The organism is Bradyrhizobium sp. 215_C5_N1_1, from assembly GCF_052075935.1.
GTDB classification, from domain to species: domain Bacteria; phylum Pseudomonadota; class Alphaproteobacteria; order Rhizobiales; family Xanthobacteraceae; genus Bradyrhizobium; species Bradyrhizobium barranii.
In genome coordinates, this window is sequence record NZ_CP197228.1 from 4,257,675 (window position 1) to 4,280,799 (window position 23,125).

The 23,125-nt window shown below is 65.0% G+C and carries 21 protein-coding genes; 17 read left to right on the plus strand and 4 right to left on the minus strand.

Translation table 11 applies throughout. The features are described 5' to 3' along the window. The first annotated feature begins 334 nt into the window (after window positions 1–334). Together ilvD and AB7G19_RS20500 are read left to right on the plus strand one after the other, a co-directional pair. Window positions 335–2,059 (plus strand): dihydroxy-acid dehydratase, encoded by a 1,725-nt coding sequence (gene ilvD / locus AB7G19_RS20495; protein WP_247305303.1) that lies wholly within the window; start codon window positions 335–337, stop codon window positions 2,057–2,059. Beyond that, entirely contained in the window at window positions 2,046–2,876 is an 831-nt protein-coding gene (locus AB7G19_RS20500) for a tetratricopeptide repeat protein (RefSeq protein WP_071913596.1), read from the plus strand. The genes ilvD and AB7G19_RS20500 overlap by 14 nt, the downstream gene beginning before the upstream one ends. Window positions 2,877–2,958: 82 nt before the next feature. Here AB7G19_RS20500 and xth read toward each other — a convergent pair whose 3' ends face one another. Continuing rightward, complete coding sequence (xth, locus tag AB7G19_RS20505) at window positions 2,959–3,756, minus strand: exodeoxyribonuclease III (protein ID WP_283016618.1); 798 nt, start codon at window positions 3,754–3,756, stop codon at window positions 2,959–2,961. 133 nt (window positions 3,757–3,889) lie between these two features. Here xth and AB7G19_RS20510 point away from each other — a divergent pair, with 133 nt between their 5' ends. Next, window positions 3,890–6,220: a hybrid sensor histidine kinase/response regulator gene (locus AB7G19_RS20510; protein WP_283016617.1), complete on the plus strand. Its 2,331-nt coding sequence runs from the start codon at window positions 3,890–3,892 to the stop codon at window positions 6,218–6,220. A gap of 68 nt (window positions 6,221–6,288) precedes the next feature. Here AB7G19_RS20510 and AB7G19_RS20515 read toward each other — a convergent pair whose 3' ends face one another. Then, the gene (locus AB7G19_RS20515) at window positions 6,289–7,191 is read right to left on the minus strand and encodes a hypothetical protein (RefSeq protein WP_283016616.1); all 903 of its coding nucleotides are present in this window, start codon (window positions 7,189–7,191) and stop codon (window positions 6,289–6,291) included. Between the two features lie 242 nt (window positions 7,192–7,433). Next, on the minus strand, window positions 7,434–7,763 hold the full coding sequence (gene erpA, locus AB7G19_RS20520) for an iron-sulfur cluster insertion protein ErpA (RefSeq protein WP_014495044.1): 330 nt from the start codon (window positions 7,761–7,763) through the stop codon (window positions 7,434–7,436). 123 nt (window positions 7,764–7,886) lie between these two features. Here erpA and AB7G19_RS20525 point away from each other — a divergent pair, with 123 nt between their 5' ends. From AB7G19_RS20525 to surE, 12 genes are all read left to right on the plus strand, one after another. Next, window positions 7,887–9,095 carry a deoxyguanosinetriphosphate triphosphohydrolase gene (locus AB7G19_RS20525; RefSeq protein ID WP_283016615.1) on the plus strand — a complete coding sequence of 403 codons (1,209 nt, stop codon included), beginning with the start codon at window positions 7,887–7,889 and terminating at the stop codon, window positions 9,093–9,095. A 9-nt stretch (window positions 9,096–9,104) separates the two neighbouring features. Beyond that, entirely contained in the window at window positions 9,105–10,895 is a 1,791-nt protein-coding gene (gene argS / locus AB7G19_RS20530; protein ID WP_283016614.1) for an arginine--tRNA ligase, read from the plus strand. Window positions 10,896–11,036: 141 nt separating this feature from the next. Then, window positions 11,037–12,638, plus strand: a complete 1,602-nt coding sequence (locus AB7G19_RS20535) for an SPOR domain-containing protein (RefSeq protein ID WP_283018880.1) — start codon at window positions 11,037–11,039, stop codon at window positions 12,636–12,638. 46 nt (window positions 12,639–12,684) lie between these two features. Next, complete coding sequence (nagZ, locus tag AB7G19_RS20540) at window positions 12,685–13,713, plus strand: beta-N-acetylhexosaminidase (protein ID WP_283016613.1); 1,029 nt, start codon at window positions 12,685–12,687, stop codon at window positions 13,711–13,713. Beyond that, window positions 13,710–14,549 (plus strand): segregation and condensation protein A, encoded by an 840-nt coding sequence (locus AB7G19_RS20545; protein WP_063983110.1) that lies wholly within the window; start codon window positions 13,710–13,712, stop codon window positions 14,547–14,549. Before nagZ ends, AB7G19_RS20545 begins: the two co-directional genes overlap by 4 nt. 21 nt (window positions 14,550–14,570) lie before the next feature. Beyond that, on the plus strand, window positions 14,571–15,320 hold the full coding sequence (scpB, locus tag AB7G19_RS20550) for an SMC-Scp complex subunit ScpB (protein ID WP_283016612.1): 750 nt from the start codon (window positions 14,571–14,573) through the stop codon (window positions 15,318–15,320). Between the two features lie 167 nt (window positions 15,321–15,487). Continuing rightward, window positions 15,488–15,724, plus strand: coding sequence for a twin-arginine translocase TatA/TatE family subunit (locus tag AB7G19_RS20555; protein WP_028156107.1), 237 nt, complete (start codon window positions 15,488–15,490; stop codon window positions 15,722–15,724). Between the two features lie 86 nt (window positions 15,725–15,810). Continuing rightward, window positions 15,811–16,356 carry a Sec-independent protein translocase protein TatB gene (gene tatB / locus AB7G19_RS20560; RefSeq protein WP_283016611.1) on the plus strand — a complete coding sequence of 182 codons (546 nt, stop codon included), beginning with the start codon at window positions 15,811–15,813 and terminating at the stop codon, window positions 16,354–16,356. Then, on the plus strand, window positions 16,353–17,165 hold the full coding sequence (tatC, locus tag AB7G19_RS20565; RefSeq protein WP_063983113.1) for a twin-arginine translocase subunit TatC: 813 nt from the start codon (window positions 16,353–16,355) through the stop codon (window positions 17,163–17,165). The genes tatB and tatC overlap by 4 nt, the downstream gene beginning before the upstream one ends. A gap of 193 nt (window positions 17,166–17,358) precedes the next feature. Further along, on the plus strand, window positions 17,359–18,690 hold the full coding sequence (serS, locus tag AB7G19_RS20570; protein ID WP_283016610.1) for a serine--tRNA ligase: 1,332 nt from the start codon (window positions 17,359–17,361) through the stop codon (window positions 18,688–18,690). Window positions 18,691–18,887: 197 nt separating this feature from the next. Next, window positions 18,888–19,238, plus strand: a complete 351-nt coding sequence (locus AB7G19_RS20575) for a hypothetical protein (RefSeq protein WP_283016609.1) — start codon at window positions 18,888–18,890, stop codon at window positions 19,236–19,238. 104 nt (window positions 19,239–19,342) lie between these two features. Beyond that, window positions 19,343–20,110, plus strand: coding sequence for a 5'/3'-nucleotidase SurE (gene surE / locus AB7G19_RS20580; protein ID WP_283016608.1), 768 nt, complete (start codon window positions 19,343–19,345; stop codon window positions 20,108–20,110). 3 nt (window positions 20,111–20,113) lie between these two features. Here surE and AB7G19_RS20585 read toward each other — a convergent pair whose 3' ends face one another. Next, the gene (locus tag AB7G19_RS20585; RefSeq protein ID WP_028152469.1) at window positions 20,114–20,485 is read right to left on the minus strand and encodes a response regulator; all 372 of its coding nucleotides are present in this window, start codon (window positions 20,483–20,485) and stop codon (window positions 20,114–20,116) included. Window positions 20,486–20,722: 237 nt separating this feature from the next. Between AB7G19_RS20585 and AB7G19_RS20590 the strand changes: the two genes are divergently transcribed. Both AB7G19_RS20590 and AB7G19_RS20595 read left to right on the plus strand, forming a co-directional pair. Continuing rightward, entirely contained in the window at window positions 20,723–21,373 is a 651-nt protein-coding gene (locus AB7G19_RS20590) for a protein-L-isoaspartate(D-aspartate) O-methyltransferase (RefSeq protein ID WP_283016607.1), read from the plus strand. A 109-nt stretch (window positions 21,374–21,482) separates the two neighbouring features. Beyond that, window positions 21,483–22,862: a LysM peptidoglycan-binding domain-containing M23 family metallopeptidase gene (locus AB7G19_RS20595; RefSeq protein WP_283016606.1), complete on the plus strand. Its 1,380-nt coding sequence runs from the start codon at window positions 21,483–21,485 to the stop codon at window positions 22,860–22,862. Window positions 22,863–23,125 lie beyond the last annotated feature (263 nt).

The following is a 23,125-nucleotide window of genomic DNA, read 5'->3' on the forward strand; positions in this document are numbered from 1 at the left end:
ACGCTCCGTTCCCGAGACCCGCGCTGGGGCGCGCCGGAGCGGCTTTGAAATCTCAAGTTGTGGATTGGTATAATCACGAGGGTATTACAGTAAGCCAACCCGTGTCTTCCCGGTAACGATTGTGCTGTCTCTGCAACACTCATCTTGGATTAAACCCTTATCTCCGTCCGTTCGCATCAGCGCCGCTTTTTAGCCACACCCGAACATGAATAAAATCGCTCTAAAGTTTGAAGGGCATCGGCGGTCTTCGAAGGACGGAAAATCCCAAGGTCGATTCAAATCTTGGCTCTGATTTTTCGGGTCTGAAAGGGTTGGCCGGGGAAACTGGTTTGCGATGGACGCAAAGACCGACATCAAGCAGAGGCTGCCGAGCCGTCACGTGACGGAAGGCCCGACGCGCGCGCCGCACCGGTCCTATTTCTACGCCATGGGTCTGACTACCGAGCAGATCCACCAGCCCTTCGTCGGCGTCGCCTCCTGCTGGAACGAGGCCGCCCCCTGCAACATCTCCCTGATGCGCCAGGCCCAGGCGGTGAAGAAGGGCGTCGCGTCGGCCGGCGGCACCCCCCGTGAATTCTGCACCATCACCGTCACCGACGGCATCGCCATGGGCCATGACGGCATGCGCTCGTCGCTGCCGTCGCGCGAGTGCATCGCCGATTCCGTCGAGCTGACCGTGCGCGGCCACGCCTATGATGCGCTCGTGGGCCTTGCCGGTTGCGACAAGTCGCTGCCGGGCATGATGATGGCGATGGTCCGTCTCAACGTGCCCTCGATCTTCATCTACGGCGGCTCGATCCTGCCCGGCAATTTCCGCGGACAGCAGGTCACCGTGCAGGACATGTTCGAGGCGGTCGGCAAGCACTCGGTCGGCGCCATGTCGGACGAGGACCTCGACGAGATCGAGCGCGTGGCCTGCCCCTCGGCGGGCGCCTGCGGTGCGCAGTTCACCGCCAACACCATGGCGACCGTCTCCGAGGCGATCGGCCTGGCGCTGCCGTACTCGGCCGGCGCCCCGGCACCGTATGAGATCCGCGACGCTTTCTGCATGACCGCGGGCGAGAAGGTCATGGACCTGATCGCCTCCAACCTCCGGCCGCGCGACATCGTGACACGGAAGGCGCTTGAGAACGCCGCCGCCGTGGTCGCGGCGTCCGGTGGCTCGACCAATGCTGCACTGCACCTGCCGGCAATCGCGCATGAGTGCGGCATCAAGTTCGACCTGTTCGACGTCGCCGAAATCTTCAAAAAGACACCATATGTCGCGGATTTGAAGCCGGGTGGCCGTTATGTCGCCAAAGACATGTTTGAAGTAGGTGGCATACCGCTTCTGATGAAGACGCTGCTCGACAACGGATTTCTCCACGGTGACTGCATTACGGTCACCGGTCGAACGATCGCCGAAAACCTCAAAAGCGTTAAGTGGAATCCGCACCAGGATGTGGTGCACCCGGCAGACAAGCCGATCACCGTCACCGGTGGTGTGGTTGGTCTGAAGGGCAATTTGGCGCCAGAAGGTGCGATCGTGAAAGTCGCGGGAATGTCTAACCTGAGGTTCACCGGTCCGGCGCGATGCTTCGACCGGGAAGAGGACGCCTTTGAGGCCGTCCAGAACCGCACCTACCGCGAAGGCGAAGTCATCGTGATCCGCTACGAGGGCCCCAAGGGCGGTCCCGGCATGCGGGAAATGCTCCAGACCACCGCGGCGCTGACCGGCCAGGGCATGGGCGGCAAGATCGCGCTCATCACCGACGGCCGCTTCTCCGGCGCCACCCGCGGCTTCTGCATCGGCCATGTCGGGCCGGAAGCCGCCATCGGCGGCCCGATCGGGCTGCTCGAGGATGGCGACATCATCGAGATCGACGCGGTCGTAGGTACCCTTAACGTAAAATTGAGCGACCAAGAGCTCGCCCAGCGCAAGACCAAATGGAGCGCTCGCGCGACTAACCACACGTCGGGTGCGCTCTGGAAGTATGCTCAGCAGGTTGGACCAGCGGTCGGTGGGGCAGTGACCCATCCGGGCGGCGCGCACGAGAAACAGTGCTATGCGGACATCTAGGCGTGCCATAGTTGCGTTTGTGTTGGGGGTCGGTGCGCTGGCCGCGCCGGCGCTCGCCTTTGACGGCTCGGCCAGCAAGGATGCGGCCCTCCCGGTCGTGACCACCTTGCCGGGCGCCGCGGGTGCCGTGCGCAGCAAGGTGGCGGCACCGGCGACCACGCCCCAGGAAACCTCGCTCAGCGCCCTGCAATATGCCGCCGAAGGCGGTCATCCCGGCGCTCAGTTCAAGCTTGGCCGCATGTATGCCGATGGCGACGGCGTCGCCCAGGACGATGTGCGCGCCTTCGAATATTTCAGCCGCATCGCCAATGCGCATGCCGAGGACAGCCCGTCGGCGCCGCAGGCGCAGGTCGTGGCCAACGCCTTCGTCGCGCTCGGCCGCTACTATCTGAGCGGTATCCCGAACTCGAAGATCAAGTCGGATCCGGACCGGGCGCGGGAGATGTTCTCCTATGCGGCCTCCTATTTCGGCAATGCGGATGCGCAGTACGATCTCGCCCGGCTGTATCTGAAGACTCCGGACGCTTCACGCGAGGATTTCCGCTATGGCGCGCGCTGGCTTGGCCTTGCCGCTCAGAAGGGCCAGCACGAGGCGCAGGCGCTGCTCGGCCAGATGCTGTTCAATGGCGACCGCCTGCCGCGGCAGGCCGCGCGCGGCCTGATGTGGCTGACGCTGGCGCGTGACAGCGCCGGTATCGAGGAAACCTGGATCAAGGAAAGCTACAATCGCGCTTTCGCCAAGGCCTCGGACGACGACCGCGCTATGTGCCTGCAAATGCTGGAACAGTGGGTGCAGGGCGTTCAGGGCCGCCGGTAGTAGGTACCCCAGCCGGGTAGGTTAGCCCGCGGCTGCGCAAAGCGCAGTCCGCAAGCTCCATCCAGCACCTCCGCGCACCAGCTTAAGCCGCCTCCAGATTCAGATCCGCCCATACCGGCACGTGGTCCGACGGCTTCTCCCAAGCCCGCACATAGCTGTCGATGCCGACATTGGCGAGCCGGTCGCTGGCCTGCGGCGACAGCAGCAGATGGTCGATCCTCAAGCCATGGTTCTTCTGCCAGGCGCCGGCCTGGTAGTCCCAGAAGGTGTAGAGCCCGGGCTCGTCGGTGACCGCGCGCAGGGCGTCGGTGAGGCCGAGGCCCAGCAGGGACTGAAAGCTCTCCCTCGTCTCGGCCTTGAACAGGGCGTCCTCGGTCCAGGCGGCGGGATTATGGACGTCGCGGGCATGCGGGATGACGTTGAAGTCGCCTGCGAGGATCAGCGGCTCCTCGGCCTTGAGGCGCTCCCTCGAATACTCAAGAAGCCGCGACATCCATTTGAGCTTGTAGGGATATTTCTCGGTCCCGACCGGATTGCCATTGGGCAAATAGAGGCAGGCGATGCGCAGCACCCCGTGCTTGAGCGTGACCACGCCCTCGAGGAAACGGGCATGGGCGTCCTCGTCGTCGCCGGCGAGGCCCGACTTGGTCTCGTCGAAGCGAAGCTTCGAGAGCAAAGCAACGCCGTTGAAGGTCTTCTGACCGTGGGTGACCACGTTGTAGCCCAGCGCCTCGATCTCCAGCCGCGGGAAGGCCTCGTCGACGCATTTGATCTCCTGGAGGCAGACGATGTCCGGCTGGCATTCCTTCAGCCAGGTCAGCAGCAGGTCGATCCGCTGCCGGACCGAGTTCACGTTCCAGGTAGCAATTCTGATGGGCATTGGTGGGGCTCCGGGCAGGGGCCATGGTTAGAACAAACTGCAAACGCGCCCGTCAAGGACGCCGCAAAATCTCCCACAAAATTAACCCGGCTTAAGCCGGGCTCGGGCCATTGATGCCGAAAAGGTTTTTCGAATGGGATGGCCGGACAAATCCATGAAGCAAGCTGAGCCGCGCGACGGCCTGATCGGCGCGTTCCTGTACTGGCTCGGCGGCTTCGAGATCGAGGACGGCCTGACCGCCGATCTCAGCGAGCGCGAGCTGCGCCGCATCCGCGCCAAGCAGATCGACGCGGTGATGCGCGCGATCCCGGTGACCATGGCCGTCACCATGCTCAACGTCGCCATCGTGCTGATCCTGTTCTGGGGCAGGGGCTGGAACGATTTCCTCGCGATCTGGGGCATGACCCTCGCCGTCACCGCCTCGCTTGCCGTGCGCGCGTGGCGGCGGTCGCATCAAAACCCGCCGCAGGAAGCATCACCGCGCGCCGCGCGGCAGATGCTGCGGCAGGCGTTCTTCCTCGCGGCGATCTGGGGCACGCTTCCGCTCGCGCTGTTCAGCCGGGTCGAGCCGACCAGTCAGCTCATCCTGGCCTGCCTGATGGTCGGCATGATGTCCGGCGGCGCCTTCACGCTGTCGACCTTCCCGCGCGCGGGCCTCGTCTATCTCGCGACCGTGACGATGGCCTGTGCCGGCGCGCTGTTCCTCTGCGGCACCGGGCCGTATCTGCTGACCGCGGTGTTCCTGCTGCTGTTCGCGTTCTTCATGGCGCGCAACATCGTCTCGCAGGGCAATCTGTTCCTCGGCAATCTCAAGGCCCGGCTCGAGCTCGAACGTCAGACCGAGATCATCTCGCTGCTGTTGAAGGACTTTCAGGAGAACGCCAGCGACTGGTTGTGGCAGACCGACGCCGAAGGGCATCTCGTCGACGTGCCCCAACGCTTCGCCGAAGTGGCGCAGCTTCCGCTTCCATTGCTGAAGGGCTCGCATTTCGTCGACGTGCTCGACATGCTCTGTCCCGACGACAAGAGCGCAGCCTACAACGTCGTCGGCCTGATGGAGCAGAGCGAGCCGCTGCACGAGATGAACCTCAAGGTCGTCGCCGGCGGCGAAGCGCGGCTGTGGTCGCTCACCGCGAAGCCGGCCTACGACCGCGACGGCCTGTTCCTCGGCTATCGCGGCTTCGGCCGCGACGTCACCGAGCGCTGGCGCGCGGAAAAGGCGGAGGCCGAGAGCCGCGCCAAGTCCGACTTCCTCGCGGTGATGAGCCACGAGATCCGCACGCCCATGAACGGCGTGCTCGGGCTTGCCAGCATGCTGCTGGAAACCAAGCTCGATCCGGAGCAGCACGAGGCCGTCACCTCGATCCGCGAGTCCGGCGACAATCTCCAGCGCATCCTCAACGATATCCTCGATCTGTCCAAGCTCGAGGCCGGACGCTTCGCGTTCGAGGCGATCGACTTTGCGCCGCAGGCGCTGGTCGAGACGGTTGCGACCGTCGTGCGCGCAGGCGCCAAGAGCAAGGGGCTCGCCGTCAAGGTCGAGCTCGATCCGAACCTGCCGCCGACGCTGCGCGGTGATGTCGCGCGGATCCGGCAGGTGCTGCTCAACCTCGCCTCCAACGCGGTAAAGTTCACCGACGAAGGCGAGGTGACGATCAAGGCCACCTGCCAGGCGCGCCGCGATCTGCTTGCGACCGTCGAATGGACCGTGACCGACAGCGGCATCGGCATCGCGCCCGAGAAGCTCGGGGAGTTGTTCTCCGACTTCGCGCAGGCCGACGCCTCGATCAGCCGCCGCTTTGGCGGCACCGGGCTTGGGCTTGCGATCTCCCGACGCATCATCGAGCAGATGGGCGGCACCATCGGCGTCACCTCGACGCCGGGCGAGGGCTCGACCTTCCGCTTCACGCTGGTGCTGCCCTGGAGCCAGGCGCAGGTCTCCGACCAGGCGGCGGGCAGCGATGAAGCCGACGAGCTGAAGGCACGGATCGCAGGGCTCGACCGGCCGCTGAAGGTGCTGGTGGCCGAGGACGATGCCGTCAACCGCATGGTCGTGACCAAGATGTTGGGGGCGTTCGAGGTCGAGCTGCGCGTCGTCACCGACGGCGTCCAGGCGGTCGAGGCTGCCTCGGAGAGCGACTACGATGTCGTGCTGATGGACGTGCGCATGCCGGACATGGACGGCCTTGCCGCGACGCGGGCGATCCGCGCGCAGGGCGGGCGTTTCGAAGCCTTGCCGATCGTCGCGCTGACCGCCAACGCCTTCCCCGAGGACGTCAAGATCTGCCGCGAGGCCGGCATGTCGGATTTTTTGGCAAAGCCGCTGCGTAAGCCCGCGCTCGCCGCCGTCTTGCTGCGCGCGCTCGACGGCCACACGATGTCGGAGGACGCGCCGCTTCAGCCGGAGCTGACGCCGATCGACGTCGCGTGGACGGACGAGGAAAGGCAGATGACCGGCGTCTAGCCGGTCAGATCGAGAAGCTGGTCCCGCTGAGCTACTGGCGCGTGCGCCGGCAATGTAACGCGGCGCCGCTACAGTTTTCCATAGACGCGCCCGGCGACCGCCTTCAGGCGCTCGACCGAGCCGGACTCGGGATGCGGCTTGACCGGCGCGAACAGGATCGAAGCCTGCCTGCCGTTCTTCCGAACATAGATGTTGACGGCGTTACCGTTGCCCTTGGTGCAGGAATGCTCGCCGAACGCTTCACTGCCGAGCTCGGGTATCGCCAAATGTTTGCACGGGCCCGAGCGCTTCATCATGCTGATGACCGTGTCGCGCGAGATCGCGATCACCGCGACGGTCATGGTATTGGCCTCGCGATCGAACATCATGCAGCTGCCGGCGCCGGTCCGCTGGACCGTCAGCGTGCTCTTGTCGAGAAAGCCGTCGGCATCGGCGGCCGTGAGCCACTCGCAATTGCCAAACCGCTCGCTGCTCTTGCTCACGTTGGCGATGGCAACGCGCGCGGCATCTGTGAGCGGTCCGAGCAGCGCGTCGTCGGCACGGCGGCCGATCGGATAGACGCTGATCTGCAGAATGTAATCGCCGGACAAGGCGACGACCGAGGCTTCCTGGCGTTCCGCGCCGGCGGCGCTCGTTCCGCCCTGGCCTTCGTCGCCGATCCCCGCGACCGCGTTCAGCGGCATGCGCTCACCAAGCGTCTTGACGAAGGTCGCGTACAATTCCCTGGCGCGGTCCTTGTCGGGATTGCGGAACACGGTCAACATCATCGTGTCGCCGCGCCCGCCCTGGTAGATGCAGCCGCGGCCGTCCTGATTTGAAATCAGTGACCATTTGAGCGCCGGCATCGCGCGGGCGAGCTCCTGGGCGCTGATGAACGGGCAGGTTTCGGCCGCGCGCGCGGGAAGCACCGGGACGGCTGCGATTGCAAGGAATAGAGCGAGGCAAGAGAACAGACGATCGAAAATGCGCATTCGATAATTTAATACCGCTACTGGCGCCGCTGACGAGATTTAAGCTTTCTAGAATGATTGGACAGGGGCCGCTTCGGCGTCAGACTGTATCGGACCCGCCGAGCCCCCCTTGGGGACCTCGCGATGATCACAAATTACCCCTGATTTGCCCGACGCGTCAAACGATTTTCGTAAAATCCGAAATGCATCGTGCCGGCTCCCGGCTACTTTGCATGGGGTTGTTTTTCAGATTTTAAGTCGGGCTAGATCGAGAAGCTGGTCCCGCAGCCGCAGGACGCCGTCGCATTGGGATTGTTGACGCGGAACGAGGCGCCGATCAGATCGTCGACGAAATCGACCTGCGAGCCCGCCAGGAACGGCTGGGAGGCGGAATCGACCAGCACAACCGCATTCTCCTGCTCGATCACGAGATCGTCGTCGGTGCGGTCGCGGTCGATGTCGAACTTGTACTGGAAGCCCGAGCAGCCGCCGCCCTCGACGGAGATGCGCAGCATCGCGCCAGAACCTTCGCCCTTGAGGATCTCCCCAATCCGGCGTGCGGCGCGGTCACTGATGGTCACGTCAGTCGTCATTGCTCGTCTCCGATAGTCCCGCGGTCATACCAAGTTCACTTGCCCAATTCATTTGGTATCCCGCGTCCGGCATAGTTAAGTGCAAGCATACGCAGAATCAAATGGATAGGGACTAAATTCGTCGTGTCCGTCGGAATGGCAGCCCCCCGTGCGCCCTATGCCTGCGACCCCGACCGCAGCCGCGGCCGGCTGGTCGTGGAGCCGCCGAGCCGGACCCGCAGCCCGTTCCGGCGGGATTGCGACCGGGTGATCCATTCCACTGCGTTCCGCCGCCTGAAGTACAAGACCCAGGTCTTCGTGTTCCACGAGGGCGACCACTACCGCACCCGGCTGACCCATTCGCTGGAGGTGGCGCAGATCGCTCGCGCCCTGGCCCGGCAGCTCGGACTGGACGAGGACCTCACGGAAACGTTGGCGCTGGCTCATGATCTCGGCCATCCGCCGTTCGGGCACGCCGGCGAGCGGGCGCTGGATGCCTGCCTGAAGGATTTCGGCGGCTTCGACCACAACGCCCAGACCTTGCGGGTCGTTGCGTCGCTCGAGCACCGCTATCCGGAGTTCGACGGTCTCAACCTGACCTGGGAGTCGCTGGAGGGTATCGTCAAGCACAACGGCCCGCTGACGGATCGCAGCGGCGCGCCGGTCGGGCCCTATCGCGAGCACGGCATTCCGGTCGGCATCGCCGACTACGTCAAGACCTACGATCTCGAATTGTGGAGCTTCGCCTCGCTGGAGGCGCAGGTTGCCGCGATCGCCGACGACATCGCCTATGATGCCCACGACATCGATGACGGTCTGCGCGCCGGCCTGTTCCATCTCGATGATCTCAAGGTGATGCCGCTGACCGCGGAGATCATTGCCGAGACCTCGGCGCATTATCCCGATCTCGAAGACGTCAGGCGCGGCGCCGAGCTGGTGCGCGAGCTGATCTCGCACCTGATCGGTGCGGTGTATTCGGAGGCGCAGAAGAACCTCGCCGTCGTAAAACCGCAATCGGCCCAGGACGTGCGCCGGCAGAGCCGGGCGCTGGTCGCGTTCCCGGCGGCGGTTGCCGAGGAGGAGGCCGCCATCAAGCGCTTTCTCTATCAGCACATGTACCGTCACAAGCGGGTGATGCGGGTGATGGGGGAGGCGGAACAGATCCTGTTCGACCTGTTCGCAAAATACCTGACATCGCCCGGAGAGCTGCCACCGGAATGGCTGCTGGGGGCGGAGGCGGACAATGAGGGCGACCGGGCCCGCCGGATCGGCAATTTCATTGCCGGAATGACCGACCGTTTCGCCCTGACCGAGCACCAGCGGCTCTTTGACTCGACCCCGGATTTGCGTTAGGCGGCGGCCATGCCCGACACATCCTCAGCACTGCACCTGTTCGCCGACGTGCTCGCACGCGTGCACGCCGCCTGCCGTACGCTTGCGGCGGACGCCAACTGGCCCGAGGGTATCGATTTCTCGCGCGTGGTGGTCGAGCCGCCGCGCGATGCCTCCCATGGCGACATGGCAACCAACGCCGCGATGGTGCTTGCAAAAGAGGCAAAGGCAAAGCCGCGCGATCTCGCCGAGCAGATCGCCGAGCGGCTGCGCGCCGATGCGCTGATCGCCAAGGTCGATGTCGCCGGTCCCGGTTTCATCAATTTGACGCTCAAGCCCGCCGCCTGGGCGGAGGCGCTGCGCACCGTGCTGCGCGAGGGAGCTGACTACGGCCGCGTCCGCGGCGGCACCAAGGTCAATGTCGAATATGTCTCGGCCAATCCGACCGGACCGATGCATGTCGGCCATTGCCGCGGCGCCGTGTTCGGCGACGCGCTGGCGAGCCTGCTTCAGTTCGGCGGCCACGACGTCACCCGCGAATACTACATCAACGATGCTGGCGCCCAGGTCGACGCGCTCGCGCGTTCCGCCTTCCTCAGGTATCGCGAGGCACTTGGCGAAAACATCGGCGCGATCCCGGAAGGGCTGTATCCCGGCGACTATCTGAAGCCGGTGGGCGCGGCGCTGGCGAAGGAGCACGGCGACAAGCTCCGTGCGATGAGCGAGGCCGAGTGGCTGCCGACGGTGCGCGCCAAGGCGATCGCGATGATGATGGACGAGATCAAGGACGATCTCGCAGCCCTCAACATCCGCCACGACGTGTTTTTCTCGGAGCGCTCGCTGATCGAGACCGGCAACAACAAGGTCGCCGAGACCATCGATTTCCTGAAGGCCAAGGGCGACATCTACGAGGGCCGCCTGCCGCCGCCGAAGGGCGCGCCGGTCGAGGATTGGGAAGACCGCGAGCAGCTCCTGTTCAAGGCGACCGCTTACGGCGACGACGTCGATCGTCCGCTGATCAAGTCGGACAATTCCTATACCTACTTCGCCTCGGATATCGCCTACCACAAGAACAAGTTCGACCGCGGCTTTGCCGAGATGATCGACGTGTGGGGCGCCGACCATGGCGGCTACATCAAGCGCATGCAGGCGGCGGTGAAGGCGACGACATCAGGTAAGGGCGCGCTCGACGTCAAGATCGTCCAGCTCGTGAAGTTGCTGCGCAACGGCGAGCCGGTGAAAATGTCGAAGCGGAGCGGGGACTTCGTCACCTTGCGTGAGGTGGTGGATGAGGTCGGTCAGGACGCCGTCCGCTTCATGATGCTCTACCGCAAGAACGACGCGGTGCTCGACTTCGACCTCGCCAAGGTCATGGAACAGTCGCGCGACAACCCGGTATTCTACGTCCAGTACGGCCACGCTCGCGGCCACTCGATCTTCCGCAACGCCCGGGCCGAAGTGTTCCCGGAACTGCCTGAGGATACCGGCAAGCGCATCGCGTGGCTGGGCGAGTCGGCGGTGGAACGACTATCGGACCCGGTCGAGCTCGAGCTGCTCAAGCGCCTCGCAATTTTTCCGCGCATGCTGGAGGCCGCCGCCGCGGCCCATGAGCCGCACCGAATTGCCTTCTATCTCTATGACTTAGCGAGCGAATTTCACGCACTTTGGACGAAGGGGCGCGATTTGCCCTATTTACGCTTCATTATCAATAATGATGCAGATCTTACAAAGGCGCGACTGGCCATGGTCCAGGGCGTCGTCTCTGTCCTGGCATCGGGCCTCGCCATCCTCGGCGTCCATGCTCCGGACGAGATGCGGTAGTTTGGGGCGAACTACTTAAGGGGAATTTTGGGGGTAACCGGCAGAAGCCGGACCGCTTAGACTTGGTTGAATGCCTTGTGGGTCGAAAGCCGCGCCTTGGTCGAGGGGCGCGCGGCTTTCCCGAAGGGACGCATCATCACGATGGCCGAACGATATCAGGACAGAACGTTTCCTTCCGATGGCTATGGTCGCGGTGGCGATCAGCATGGGAAGGCGGAAAACGATCCCTTGGCCGAACTCGCCCGCCTGATCGGACAGACCGATCCATTTGCAGCGCAGGGACGGCCGAGCGCGCAGCCGCCGGCACCGCCAACGCAGAGCTATCAGGACCACGACTATCCGCAGGACGACTATCGGCAGGATTATGCCGAGCAGGCGCCGCCGGCTCAACCCGGGCCGCCCTCATGGATGCGGCGCGCCAACGTGCAGCCGCAGCCCGCGCCCGAGCAGCCCGACTATCCCGTTTCTGTGAACCCGGTTCATCCATTGCACCGCTATTCAGCCCAGCCGACCGCGCCCGAGCCTGATTTCCATCAGCCGCAGGCCTATCAGGACCACGCTTACCAGGATCAGGCCCATCAAGCGCAGGCCTATCAGGATCAGGCCCATCAGGGCCGCGCTCACCAGCAGCATGATCAGGCTTACCAGGAGCAAGCCTATCAGGAGCCGCATCAGCCGCCCGATCCGGCACGCTACGACGACGCGCTCTATGGACGGCTGGAGGGTGGCGAGCAGGATTATCAGCGCGATCCCGCCTATCCGGATGATCCTTACGCGTTCCAGAGCGACTATCCCGAGGCCGATCTCGACGAGCCGAAGAAGCCGCGCGGCGGCATGATGACGGTCGCGGCGATCCTCGCGCTTGCCGTGGTCGGCACTGGCGCGGCCTTCGCCTACAAGACCTATGTCGGTTCGCCCCGCAGCGGCGAGCCGCCGATCATCAAGGCGGACAACACGCCGACCAAGATCGTGCCGGCGCCGACCGACTCCTCGGCCAAGGTGCCGGATCGCATGGCGAGCGGCGATGGCTCCGAGAAGATCGTGCCGCGTGAAGAGGCACCTGTCGACGTCGCTGCCAAGGCGGGCGGTCCGCGTGTGGTGTTCCCGCCACTGAACCAGAACGCGAACCCGCCGTCGGTGGCGAGCGTCGCGCCGTCCACGATCCCGCCGCCAAGCGCGGGTCCAATCCCGAGCAACGGCACGCTGCCGGCCAACACGCCACGCTCGATCAGGACTGTGGCCGTGAGGGGCGATCAGACCGATAGCACCGCGCCGCAATCCGCAGCCGCCAAGTCGGCGGCAGCCGCGCCGAAGCCCGTTGCCGCGCCCGCCGCACCGCCTGCGCCGCGCAATCCGCCGACTTCGGCCAATGCCAGTGCCACCCAGCCGCTCTCGCTTGCGCCGCAATCGACGCCGGTTGCGGAGGTGCCGCAGCGGATGGCTGCGACCAACCCGACTCAAATCACGCCCGCCAGCAATGGTGGTGGCGGCTACGTCGTGCAGGTCTCCTCGCAGCAGAGCGAGGACAGCGCAGCCGCGTCCTACCGGGTGCTTCAGAGCAAATATGGCAGCGTGCTCGGATCGCGCTCGCCGGTGATCAAGCGGGTTGATCTGACCGACAAGGGCAAGGGGGTCGTCTATCGCGCTTTCGCCGGACCCTATGGTTCGGCCGAGGAAGCGACGCAGGCTTGCAACAGCCTGAAGTCCGCTGGCCTGTCCGCCTGCTTCGTCCAGAGGAATTAACGGCCGTTTCCTTGACCCCCTCGCGGGGCAGGGTTAATCGGCCGTTATGAGCACGCGGGCCTTCATTACCGGTGTATCCGGAACGGAACTAACAGCCGCCGAGCGGGAGTTTATCCGTGCCGAACGCCCATGGGGCTTCATCCTCTTCAAGCGCAATGTCGAGGCGCCGGCTCAAGTTGCTGCGCTGGTTGAGGAATTGCGGGCGGCTGCGGGCGCAGCTGACGCGCCTGTCCTGATCGACCAGGAGGGTGGCCGGGTGCAGCGGCTGGGCCCGCCGCACTGGCCGGTCTATCCGCCGGGCGCGATTTTCTCGACCTTGTACGACGCTGATTCGGTACTTGGATTGACGGCTGCGCGCCTCAGCGCCCGGCTGATTGCGTCGGATCTCGCCGATCTCGGCATTACCGTGGATTGCCTGCCGCTGGCTGACGTGCCGGTGCCGGGTGCCGATGCCGTCATTGGGAACAGGGCTTACGGCACCGAGCCGGGCAAGGTCGCCGCGATCGCGCGCGCGGTCACCGAGGGCCTGGAGCAGGGCGGCGTGCTGCCGGTTCTGAAGCACATTCCCGGACATGGACGCGCCACCGCCGACACCCATTTCAAACTGCCGACGGTCGATGCTCCGAGGGACGAGCTCGACCGGACCGACTTTGCGGCATTCAAGCCGCTGGCCGACCTGCCGATGGCCATGACTGCACATGTTGTGTTTAGCGCGGTCGACCCCGCCCATCCGGCGACGACTTCTGCGACAATGATCACTCAGGTGATTCGCGGCGTGATCGGGTTCCAGGGTTTGTTAATGAGTGATGACGTGTCGATGAACGCGCTGTCGGGGAATATCGCCGAACGGACCCGCGCCATCTTCGCGGCCGGCTGCGACATGGCCCTGCATTGCAACGGCAACATTGAAGAGATGCGCGAGGTCGCCGGCCAGACATCTGAGCTGTCCGGCACGGCGCTGGCGCGCGCGAAGGCCGCACTTGCGTCGCGCAAGGCACCGCAGCCGTTCGACCGGGCGGCCGCACGCGCCGAACTGGACGCATTGATCGCACGGGCAAACACGGCATCCGCATGACCGCAGAAATCCTATCGTTTGAAACCGGGCGGCCTGCAGAGCTCGCCGAGGGTGAGCCGGCGTTGGTGGTGGACGTCGAGGGCTATGAGGGCCCGCTCGACCTGCTGCTCGCGCTGGCGCGGCAGCAGAAGGTCGATCTCGCCAAGATCTCGATCCTGGCGCTGGCCGACCAGTACCTCCACTTCATCGAAGCCGCGCGAAAGATCCGGCTGGAGCTTGCTGCCGATTATCTCGTGATGGCGGCCTGGCTTGCCTTCCTGAAGTCGCGCCTGCTGCTGCCGGAGCCGCCGAGTGCGGAAGGCCCGAGCGCAGAAGAGATGGCGACCGCGCTCGCCAACCGCCTGCGCCGGCTGGAAGCCATTCGCGAAGCCGCCAACCGGCTGATGAACAGGCAGCAATTGCTGCGCGACATCTTTCCGCGCGGCGAGCCCGAGCAGATCGCGGAGATCAAGCACCCGAAATACACCGCGACGCTGTACGACCTGCTCACCGCCTATGCCGCGCAGCGCCAGTCGCGCGTGCTTGCGAGCGTGCATCTGGCCAAGCGCACGGTGTGGTCGCTCGCCGAGGCGCGCGCCACGCTGGAGCGGCTTGTCGGCAGCATCAGCGAACAGGACGACTGGGGCGTTCTCGACGACTTTCTGCTCCGGCACGTTGCCGATCCGACGCAGCGCGCGACGGTGCTCGCCTCGAGCTTTGCGGCTGCGCTCGAACTGGTGCGTGAAGGTCAGCTCGAGCTGAACCAGAAAGAGGCGTTCGCGCCCATCTATTTCCGGAAGGGGCGCCCGAAACCGGTCGTGGACGCAGCTCCTGCGCCTGATGCGCCGGTCGGTTAAGTGCAAGAAGGAGAAGCTACCATGGCAAGCCTGGCTGAAGTGCGGGTAGAAGAGGCCGAGCCGATGGGGAACGAGTCCCAGGCACGTCCTGAAGAGCTCCGGCTGCTGGAAGCGCTGCTGTTTGCTTCGAATGAACCGCTGGACACCGCGACGCTGGCCAAGCGCATGCCTGATGGGGTCGACGTCAAGGCTGCGCTCGAACAGCTCCAGGCCGACTATGCCTTGCGCGGCGTCAATCTCGTGCGCGTCGCCAACAAATGGACCTTCCGCACGGCCGGCGATCTCGCCTGGCTGATGACGCGGGAGAGCACCGAGACCCGCCGCCTGTCGCGTGCCGCGATCGAGGTGCTGGCGATCATCGCCTATCACCAGCCGGTGACGCGCGCCGAGATCGAAGAGATCCGCGGCGTCGTCACCTCGAAGGGCACGCTCGACGTGCTGCTGGAGACCGGCTGGATCAAGCCGCGCGGTCGTCGCAAGACGCCCGGCCGCCCCTTGACCTTCGGAACCACCGAGGACTTCCTGTCGCAGTTCACCCTGGAACAGCTTGGCGATCTGCCGGGCCTGGAGGAGCTGAAGGGCACGGGCCTGCTGGATTCGCGCCTGCCGACCGGATTCAGCGTGCCGACCCCGTCGGATGACCCGCAGCTGCGCGAGGACGAGGATCCGTTGGAACCGGGCGAGGACCTGGATCTGGCGCTGGCGCCTGCGGTCGAGCCCGAGACGCCGGAAGGCGGCAATGAGGGCGGCGAGGGTGGCAGCGAGGACTGACGTCCCGGCCGTTTAGAGGCTCCCTGCGACCAGTTAACACTGGCAAGATTACGTAGCGCCAACAGCGAATTGGCGCTGCCTTGGTCCTTGTTTTTGAGGCCTGCCAAGCCTACGTTTCCGGGAAGATCGGCCGGGTCCCCGGCCAGGTGTGTTTGGAGGGTTGCAGGATGGGTTCGCTTAGCATTTGGCACTGGATCCTGGTGATCGCAGTCGTCCTGCTGCTGTTCGGCCGCGGCAAGATTTCGGATCTGATGGGCGACGTGGCCCAGGGCATCAAGGCCTTCAAGAAGGGCATGCAGGACGACGACAAGGTCGCCGACAAGCCCGAGCCGGCCAAGTCGATCGAGCACGCCGCCGCGCCGCCGACCGCGGCCCGGTCCGACGTCGGCAGCAAGGCCGTCTGAGTAAGCGTACGCGAGACGCGGGTGACGGCGCCGATCCTAAGCGCGAAGGATTGGGCCGGTCGCGGCTGGCGTGAACGGAAGGCCTCATGTTCGACATCGGGTGGAGTGAACTGGTCCTGATCGGGGTCGTGGCTCTGGTCGCCATCGGCCCGAAAGAGCTGCCGGGCGTGCTGCGCATGGTCGGGCAGTGGATGGGCAAGGCCCGCAAGATGGCTGCCGAATTCCAGGGCCAGTTCCAGGAAGCGATGCGCGAGGCCGAAATGGCCGACCTCAAGAAGAGCTTTGACGAGGTCAAGGAAGCCGCTTCCGGCTTTGCCGGCAACAATCTGATGACCTCGCTCCAGAAGGATGTCAGCGACGCGCTCCGCGTCGATGCGCTGGACAAGCCGGCCGAGACCACCACGACCACCGCCGTCGAAGCGCCGGCGACTTCAAGCGAAGCGCTGGCGATTTCAAGCGAAACGCCGGCGACACCGACCACGCCGGAAGCGCCGACGCCCGAGACCTTCGTGGAAGCCGAGGCGCATGCGGCCGCGAACGAGCCGCTCGCGATCACCCGCGAGGTCGAGCAGGCCCAGGTTATGCAAGACACTGCGCCACCTGAGGCGATCAAGGACGTCAAAGCGTCATGAGCGACGCCGATATCGAGGCCAGCAAAGCCCCTCTGATGGACCACCTGATCGAGCTGCGATCGCGGCTGATCAAGGCGCTGCTTGGCTTTGGCGTGGCCTTCATCTTCTGCTTCTTCTTCGCCAAGCAGATCTACAACGTGCTGGTCTGGCCGTTCGTGTGGGTCGCGGGTCCCGAGAATTCGAAGTTCATCTACACGGCGCTGCTGGAATATTTCATCACCCAGCTCAAGCTCGCGTTGTTCGGCGCCGGCTTCATCTCGTTCCCGATCGTCGCGACGCAGATCTACAAGTTCGTCGCGCCCGGGCTCTACAAGCACGAAAAGCAGGCCTTCCTGCCGTACCTGGTCGCAACCCCGTTCTTCTTCGTGCTGGGCGCGGCGCTGGTCTATTTCGTGGTGCTGCCGATGCTGGTCCGCTTCTCGCTCGGCATGCAGCAGGCCGGCAGCGACGAGACCGCGCAGATCCAGCTGCTGCCCAAGGTCGGCGAATATCTGTCGCTGATGATGTCGCTGATCTTCGCCTTCGGCATCGCTTTCCAGCTTCCGGTGATCCTGACGCTGCTTGGCCGCATTGGGATCGTGACCTCGAAAATGCTGCGTGAGAAGCGCCGCTATTTCATCGTCATCGCCTTCGTCATCGCAGCCGTGCTGACCCCGCCCGACGTGCTGAGCCAGTGCTCGCTGGCGATTCCCCTGCTCCTGCTCTACGAGGGCTCGATCATCGCGGTCGGTATGGTGGAGAAGAAGGCGGCGGCGTCGAAGGCCGCCACCGGCACCGACGTGTCGACGCCGGCCAATCCGGCAGAGTAGGGCGCCACGTCCACCGGTGTCATTCCCCGCGAAGGCGGGGAATCCAGTACGCCGCAGCCTCTCGGGGAATCACGGGCGCCTCTGGAATACTGGATCGCCCGCTTTCGCGGGCGATGACAGCTGTGCTAGGGGGAACGCGCTGACGTACAACGTTCGCCGTTGTAGGTTTATGCGCTGATCCAGGACCACCGCCATGCACGACATCAAATCGATCCGCGACAATCCGCAAGCCTTCGACGCCGGCCTCGCCAGGCGTGGCCTGAAGCCGTTGTCGGCGTCGCTGCTCGCGATCGACGAGAGGCGGCGGGCGGCAATCCTGGCCTCGGAGCAGGCGCAGGCACGGCGCAACACCGCCTCCAAGGAGATCGGCGACGCCAAGAAGGCGAAGGATGACGCGCGCGCCGCCAAGCTGATGGCGGAGGTCGCCGAGCTCAAGACCACTATGCCGCAGCTCGAAGCCGTTGCGAAAGCCGCCGACGAAGAGCTTGCCACGGCGCTGTCGGCGATCCCCAATCTGCCGCTCGGCGAAGTGCCCAACGGCGTCGACGAGCACGGCAATGTGCAACGCCATGTCTTCGGCAACCGGCGCAACTACGCGTTTGCGCCCAAGCCCCATGACGATCTCGGCGGCGCGCTCGGTGACATGGATTTCGAGACGGCGGCCAAGCTCTCCGGCGCGCGCTTCGTCGTGCTGAAGAAGGGGCTGGCGCGGCTCGAACGCGCGCTCGGCCAGTTCATGCTGAATCTGCACATCGACGAGCACGGCTATACCGAGATCAATCCGCCGCTGCTGGTCCGCAACGAGATCATGTTCGGCACGGGACAATTGCCGAAATTCGAGGACGACCAGTTCTGGGCGATCAAGGGCGAGTTGCTCGCCGCACCCGATCTGGAGCGGCTGCGGACCGAGCGTCTCGGCATCATTCCGACAGCGGAGGTAGCGCTCACCAACCTCGTTCGAGAATCCATCCTCGATGAGAAGCAGCTGCCGATGCGCTTGACTGCACTGACGCCGTGTTTTCGCGCGGAGGCGGGCGCCGCAGGACGTGATACCCGAGGCATGATCCGCCAGCACCAGTTCACCAAGGTCGAGCTGGTGTCGATCACGACGCCGGAGACCAGCAAGGACGAGCATGAGCGGATGCTGGCATGCGCCGAGGAAGTGCTGCGCCGGCTCGATCTGCACTACCGCGTGATGACGCTTTGCACCGGAGACATGGGCTTTTCGTCGCAAAAAACCTATGACATCGAGGTCTGGATGCCCGGGCAGGGCGAGGGCGGCGCATTCCGCGAGATCTCGAGCTGCTCGGTCTGCGGTGACTTCCAGGCCCGCCGCATGGACGCCCGCTCGCGCGGTCCGGACGGCAAGCCACGATTCGTGCACACGCTGAACGGCTCCGGCACCGCGCTCGGCCGCGCGCTGATCGCCGTGATGGAGACTTATCAACAGGAGGACGGCTCGATCGCCGTCCCCGACGTGCTCCAGCCCTATATGGGCGGGCTGAAGGTGGTCGCGCGCGAGTAGGGCGTTTTCGAGCGGAGTGGATACCGGTTCGCGTCGAGAAAGCGCGTCAAACAAGATAAAAATCTGAAGTCCCGTTCCGATTCTATCGGAACGCGAACCCGGCGCGTGTTGCCCGGCTGTCACGCAGAAACGTTTGGTTGCGAAGATCGGGCGGCTGGTTATTCTGCCGGCCATCCGACAATGCGAACTCACTGTTCATGGCCTTGCACCGCGACATCTTCTGGGTCGGCAGACAATGGGCGGTGACAGGTGCCGGTATCCAGGCTGTCGATCAGCGTCTGCGTGGTGTGCTCGACATCGCGATCGCGCGGCTCTGGGATGACGATCTCGTGTGCAGCCGGCGGGCCAAGCCCGGCGTGAATGCTGCGGATTTCGACAAGGCGCTGACCGTGGCGCGCGAACGCTTTCCGCAGACGCCGGAGCCGGACCCGATCCTCGCGCAATTGGAGGCGCTCGGGATGATCGAGGCTCCGGTGGTGCCGGCGATGAAGCTGCGCGCGGAAGGCAGGCTCGCACGCTTCCTGCCGCAATGGCGCATCCGCAGGTAGCAGGACTAGGCTGGGAACCCGCCGCCGGACCCAGTCGGCCGGTTTGCCTGATCGGCCCCGGCCGGATAAGACGGCTCAGACCCGCTTCAGGAACGATTTTTAATATGCGCATTCTCTGCACCAATGACGACGGCATTCACGCCCCCGGCCTCAAGGTCGTCGAGGAGATCGCGCGCGCATTGTCCGATGACGTCTGGGTCGTTGCGCCCGAGCTCGACCAGTCCGGCGTGTCGCATTCGCTCTCGCTGAACGATCCGCTACGGCTGCGCGAGGTCGGACCAAACCACTTCGCGGTGCGCGGCACGCCGACCGACTGCGTCATCATGGGCGCGCGCCATATCCTCGGCACCAAGCCACCGGACCTCGTACTGTCCGGCGTCAACAAGGGCCGCAACGTCGCCGAGGACGTGGTCTATTCCGGCACCATCGCCGGCGCGCTGGAGGGCACCATCCTGGGGCTGCCGTCTTTCGCCCTGTCGCAGGAGTTCAGCGTCGAGGCGCGCGAGCGCCCGCTTTGGGATACCGCGCTCAAATTCGGACCCGACATCCTGCGCAAGGTGATCGCCGCCGGCATCCCGAAGGACACCGTCATCAACGTCAATTTTCCGGCCTGTACGCCGGAGGAGGTGCTCGGCATCCGCGTCACCCGCCAGGGCAAGCGCAATCTCGGCTTCCTCAGGATCGACGAGCGCAGGGACGGCCGCAACAATCCCTATTTCTGGATCGGCTTCGAGCGCGCCGCGATGATGGACACGCCTGCCGAAGGCACCGATCTGGCGGCGCTGCGCGAGCGCTATGTCTCCGTCACGCCGCTCCGGCTCGACCGCACCAATGAGGCGTTTTCCGAAGCGCTGAGCGCGACGCTGAAGTAATCGCTAGCCGCCGCGAAGGGCGGCTTCGATGGTCTTGCCGAGCGCGTCGAGCTGGAACGGCTTCTGCAGGGCCGGCCGGTCGCGGTACTGCTCGGGCAGGCCGGAGGAGCCGTAGCCGGTGGCGAAGATGAACGGGCAGCCCTTCGCCCTGATGACATCGGCGACCGGAGAGATGACCTTGCCGTTGACGTTGACGTCGAGAATGGCGATGTCGAACTCGGTCGCCTGGGCGAGCCGCAGGGCCTCGGTGATATCGCCGGCCTCGGCGGCCACCTTGTAGCCGAGCTCTTCGAGCATATCCGCGACCATCATCCTGATCATCACCTCGTCCTCGACGAGGAATACAGAGCGGCCCGAAGGTCCGGTCGCGGTCATAGTCGTTGAGTCCTTGCCCATTTGCGGAAAACGTTCGCAGATAACGCGAATCGACGCAATGCGCGTTTCGGCGAGCGGACACCCGAAAATGCTCTTTGCAGCCAACCCGTTGCAAGCCGATTTATGGTCCAATATCGCGCCCGAACGGCTATCATGGGTTCCTGGGTAGGAACAGGATTCCTGCCCCGGGTCTTAACGAGACACGTGGCCCCGGACCCGACGAGACGATAAGCAGCGATGACCTCCGATCAGCACCCGCCGGAAAAGATGATGTTTCAGCTCTCGCTGAGGCGCCGGGGCATCAGCGATCAGGCGGTGCTGCGGACCATGGAGGAGGTGCCGCGCGATCTGTTCGTGGAGGAGACCGATCGCGACGCCGCCTATCGTGACAGCGCGCTGCCGATCGCCTGCGGGCAGACCATCAGCCAGCCCTTCGTCGTCGCCTACATGACCGAGCAGCTCCAACTCCAGAAGAAGCACCGCGTGCTCGAGATCGGCGCCGGCTCAGGCTATCAGGCCGCCGTGCTGTCGCGGCTCGCAGGCCAGGTGCTGACCGTCGAGCGCTACCGCAAGCTCGCGGAGGCGGCACGCGCCCGGCTCGAAAAGCTCGACTGTCACAATGTCGAGGTGATGCTCGGCGACGGCCTCAACCTGCCGGCCAATATCGGCCCGTTCGACCGCATCATCGTGACCGCCGCGATGGAGCAGCTTCCGGAGAACCTGGTCGAGCGGCTGGAGGTCGGCGGCATCCTGATCGCACCCATCGGCCCGCACCATGGTGTGCAGACGCTGGTCCGCTTCAGCCGGACCGAAGCCGGGATCGAGCGCAAGGAACTCGTCGAGGTCCGCTTCGTGCCGGCGCTGCCCGGGGTGGCGCGGGAGCTGTAGATTTCCGGATCGGTTGTGCCGCCAACATCTTATTGGGAGGGTTAAGCCGTTATTTACTCGCGACGTGTTTACTTAAAAGACCAGTTCTGTTGCGTACGAGTGAGTAACCATGTCTGTAGTCGCCGAGTTGCTTTACTCGCGCCGCGTGCCGCAGGTTGCGGTCTTGGCGCTGATCTCGTTCAGCTTCGCAGGGTGCAGCGCCGACATGCAGTCGCGGCTGTCCCAGTCGAATTTCTCCAATCCTTTCGCGTCTGAGCAGACCGGCTCGGTGCAGCAGGCACCGCCGCCGCAGCGTGAGCTGCCGCAATATTCGCGGCCGCAGACGCAGCCCGGTTATTATCAGTCACAGCCCTTGCCGCCGCCGGCGGTCTCCGCGCCGCAATCCTATCCGGTTGCGGCGGGTGGCGGGGTGTCCGGAGGTGGTCGCGGCGTGAGTTCCTACGCGCCCCCGGCGCAGCCGCATCTGGAGACCACGGCCACCGTGCCGCCGCGCTCGGTCGCGGCCGCCCAGCCGGCCGGCGGGACCAAAATCATCGTCGGCACCAGCGACACGCTCGACGTGCTCGCCAAGCGCTATCGCGTCACGCCGCAGGCGATCCTCGCCGCCAACGGCTACAAGGGCCCGCGCGCGCTCTCGCCCGGCCAGCAATTGATCATCCCGCATCCGGCCACAGCGGCTGCGCCCGCACCGGCGATGGCTCCTGTCGCGGCGGCTCCCGCGATGGCGCCTGCTGCGAAGCCGGTTGCAGCCGCCGCGCCGCCGAGCACGCACTTCGTCAACCACGGCGACACGCTCGCCAGCATTGCCCGCAAGAACCACATCTCGTCGGCTGAGCTTGCCCGTGCCAACGGTCTCGCTCCGTCGGCCAAGCTCAAGCTCGGCACCAGGCTGACCGTGCCGGGTGCCAAGACCGCCGCCGTCGCGGCGCCGGTTGCTGCGGCCCCTGTCGCGGGCACGCTGCAGCCCGTTGCAGTTGCTCCCGCGCCCGCCACCAAGATGGCCGCTGTCGCCGCACCCGTGCAAAGCGCGCGTCTGGCCCAGGCCACGGCCAATGTCGAAGAGAAGGCCGCCGAGGCTCCGGCGAAAGCTGCGGAGACCACCAGCGCGCTGCCGACCTTCCGCTGGCCGGTGCGCGGCAAGGTGGTCACGAGCTACGGCGCCAAGACCAATGGCAAGTCCAATGACGGCATCAATCTCGCGGTGCCCGAGGGTACGCCGGTCAAGGCGGCAGAAGACGGCGTCGTCGCCTATTCAGGCAACGAGCTCAAAGGTTACGGCAATCTGGTCCTGGTTCGGCACTCCAACGGCTACGTCACCGCATATGCCCATGCGAGTGAGCTGATGGTGAAGCGCGGCGATACCATCAAGCGCGGTCAGGTCATTGCCAAGTCGGGTCAATCCGGGGAGGTGGCGTCGCCGCAGCTCCACTTCGAGATCCGTAAGGGATCGAGCCCGGTTGACCCGCTTCAATTCCTGAACGGGGCGTGACGCGCGGGCCCACAGAGTAGGGCACGCAATCACCACGAGTATGCTGTCATCGCCCGCCTTGCGCGCATTGCGCACTGGTGCGGGCGATCCAGTATTCCAGAGGCGGCGGTCGCCAAGCCGAGAAGCTGCCTCGAACCGTGGCGTACTGAGGCTTTTGTGTCCGGACAATCAATTTTCGAAAAACAACCCCATGCAAAGTAGCCGATGGCTGCCGGGGAGATGTCCTAATGTCCTGAAGCTGCTTCGGTTTCGATGGCGCAGCG

Bases quoted from the DNA above. Each gene is read 5' to 3' on its own strand.
- AB7G19_RS20575 (WP_283016609.1), top strand. From the start codon at position 18,888: ATGGCCTTGCACCGCGACATCTTCTGGGTCGGCAGACAATGGGCGGTG.
- AB7G19_RS20595 (WP_283016606.1), top strand. From the start codon at position 21,483: ATGTCTGTAGTCGCCGAGTTGCTTTACTCGCGCCGCGTGCCGCAGGTT.
- AB7G19_RS20535 (WP_283018880.1), top strand. From the start codon at position 11,037: ATGGCCGAACGATATCAGGACAGAACGTTTCCTTCCGATGGCTATGGT.
- tatB (WP_283016611.1), top strand. From the start codon at position 15,811: ATGTTCGACATCGGGTGGAGTGAACTGGTCCTGATCGGGGTCGTGGCT.
- AB7G19_RS20510 (WP_283016617.1), top strand. From the start codon at position 3,890: ATGGGATGGCCGGACAAATCCATGAAGCAAGCTGAGCCGCGCGACGGC.
- AB7G19_RS20555 (WP_028156107.1), top strand. From the start codon at position 15,488: ATGGGTTCGCTTAGCATTTGGCACTGGATCCTGGTGATCGCAGTCGTC.
- surE (WP_283016608.1), top strand. From the start codon at position 19,343: ATGCGCATTCTCTGCACCAATGACGACGGCATTCACGCCCCCGGCCTC.
- AB7G19_RS20545 (WP_063983110.1), top strand. From the start codon at position 13,710: ATGACCGCAGAAATCCTATCGTTTGAAACCGGGCGGCCTGCAGAGCTC.
- nagZ (WP_283016613.1), top strand. From the start codon at position 12,685: ATGAGCACGCGGGCCTTCATTACCGGTGTATCCGGAACGGAACTAACA.
- AB7G19_RS20585 (WP_028152469.1), bottom strand. From the start codon at position 20,485: ATGACCGCGACCGGACCTTCGGGCCGCTCTGTATTCCTCGTCGAGGAC.
- scpB (WP_283016612.1), top strand. From the start codon at position 14,571: ATGGCAAGCCTGGCTGAAGTGCGGGTAGAAGAGGCCGAGCCGATGGGG.
- argS (WP_283016614.1), top strand. From the start codon at position 9,105: ATGCCCGACACATCCTCAGCACTGCACCTGTTCGCCGACGTGCTCGCA.
- ilvD (WP_247305303.1), top strand. From the start codon at position 335: ATGGACGCAAAGACCGACATCAAGCAGAGGCTGCCGAGCCGTCACGTG.
- AB7G19_RS20515 (WP_283016616.1), bottom strand. From the start codon at position 7,191: ATGCGCATTTTCGATCGTCTGTTCTCTTGCCTCGCTCTATTCCTTGCA.
- erpA (WP_014495044.1), bottom strand. From the start codon at position 7,763: ATGACGACTGACGTGACCATCAGTGACCGCGCCGCACGCCGGATTGGG.
- tatC (WP_063983113.1), top strand. From the start codon at position 16,353: ATGAGCGACGCCGATATCGAGGCCAGCAAAGCCCCTCTGATGGACCAC.
- serS (WP_283016610.1), top strand. From the start codon at position 17,359: ATGCACGACATCAAATCGATCCGCGACAATCCGCAAGCCTTCGACGCC.
- xth (WP_283016618.1), bottom strand. From the start codon at position 3,756: ATGCCCATCAGAATTGCTACCTGGAACGTGAACTCGGTCCGGCAGCGG.
- AB7G19_RS20500 (WP_071913596.1), top strand. From the start codon at position 2,046: ATGCGGACATCTAGGCGTGCCATAGTTGCGTTTGTGTTGGGGGTCGGT.
- AB7G19_RS20590 (WP_283016607.1), top strand. From the start codon at position 20,723: ATGACCTCCGATCAGCACCCGCCGGAAAAGATGATGTTTCAGCTCTCG.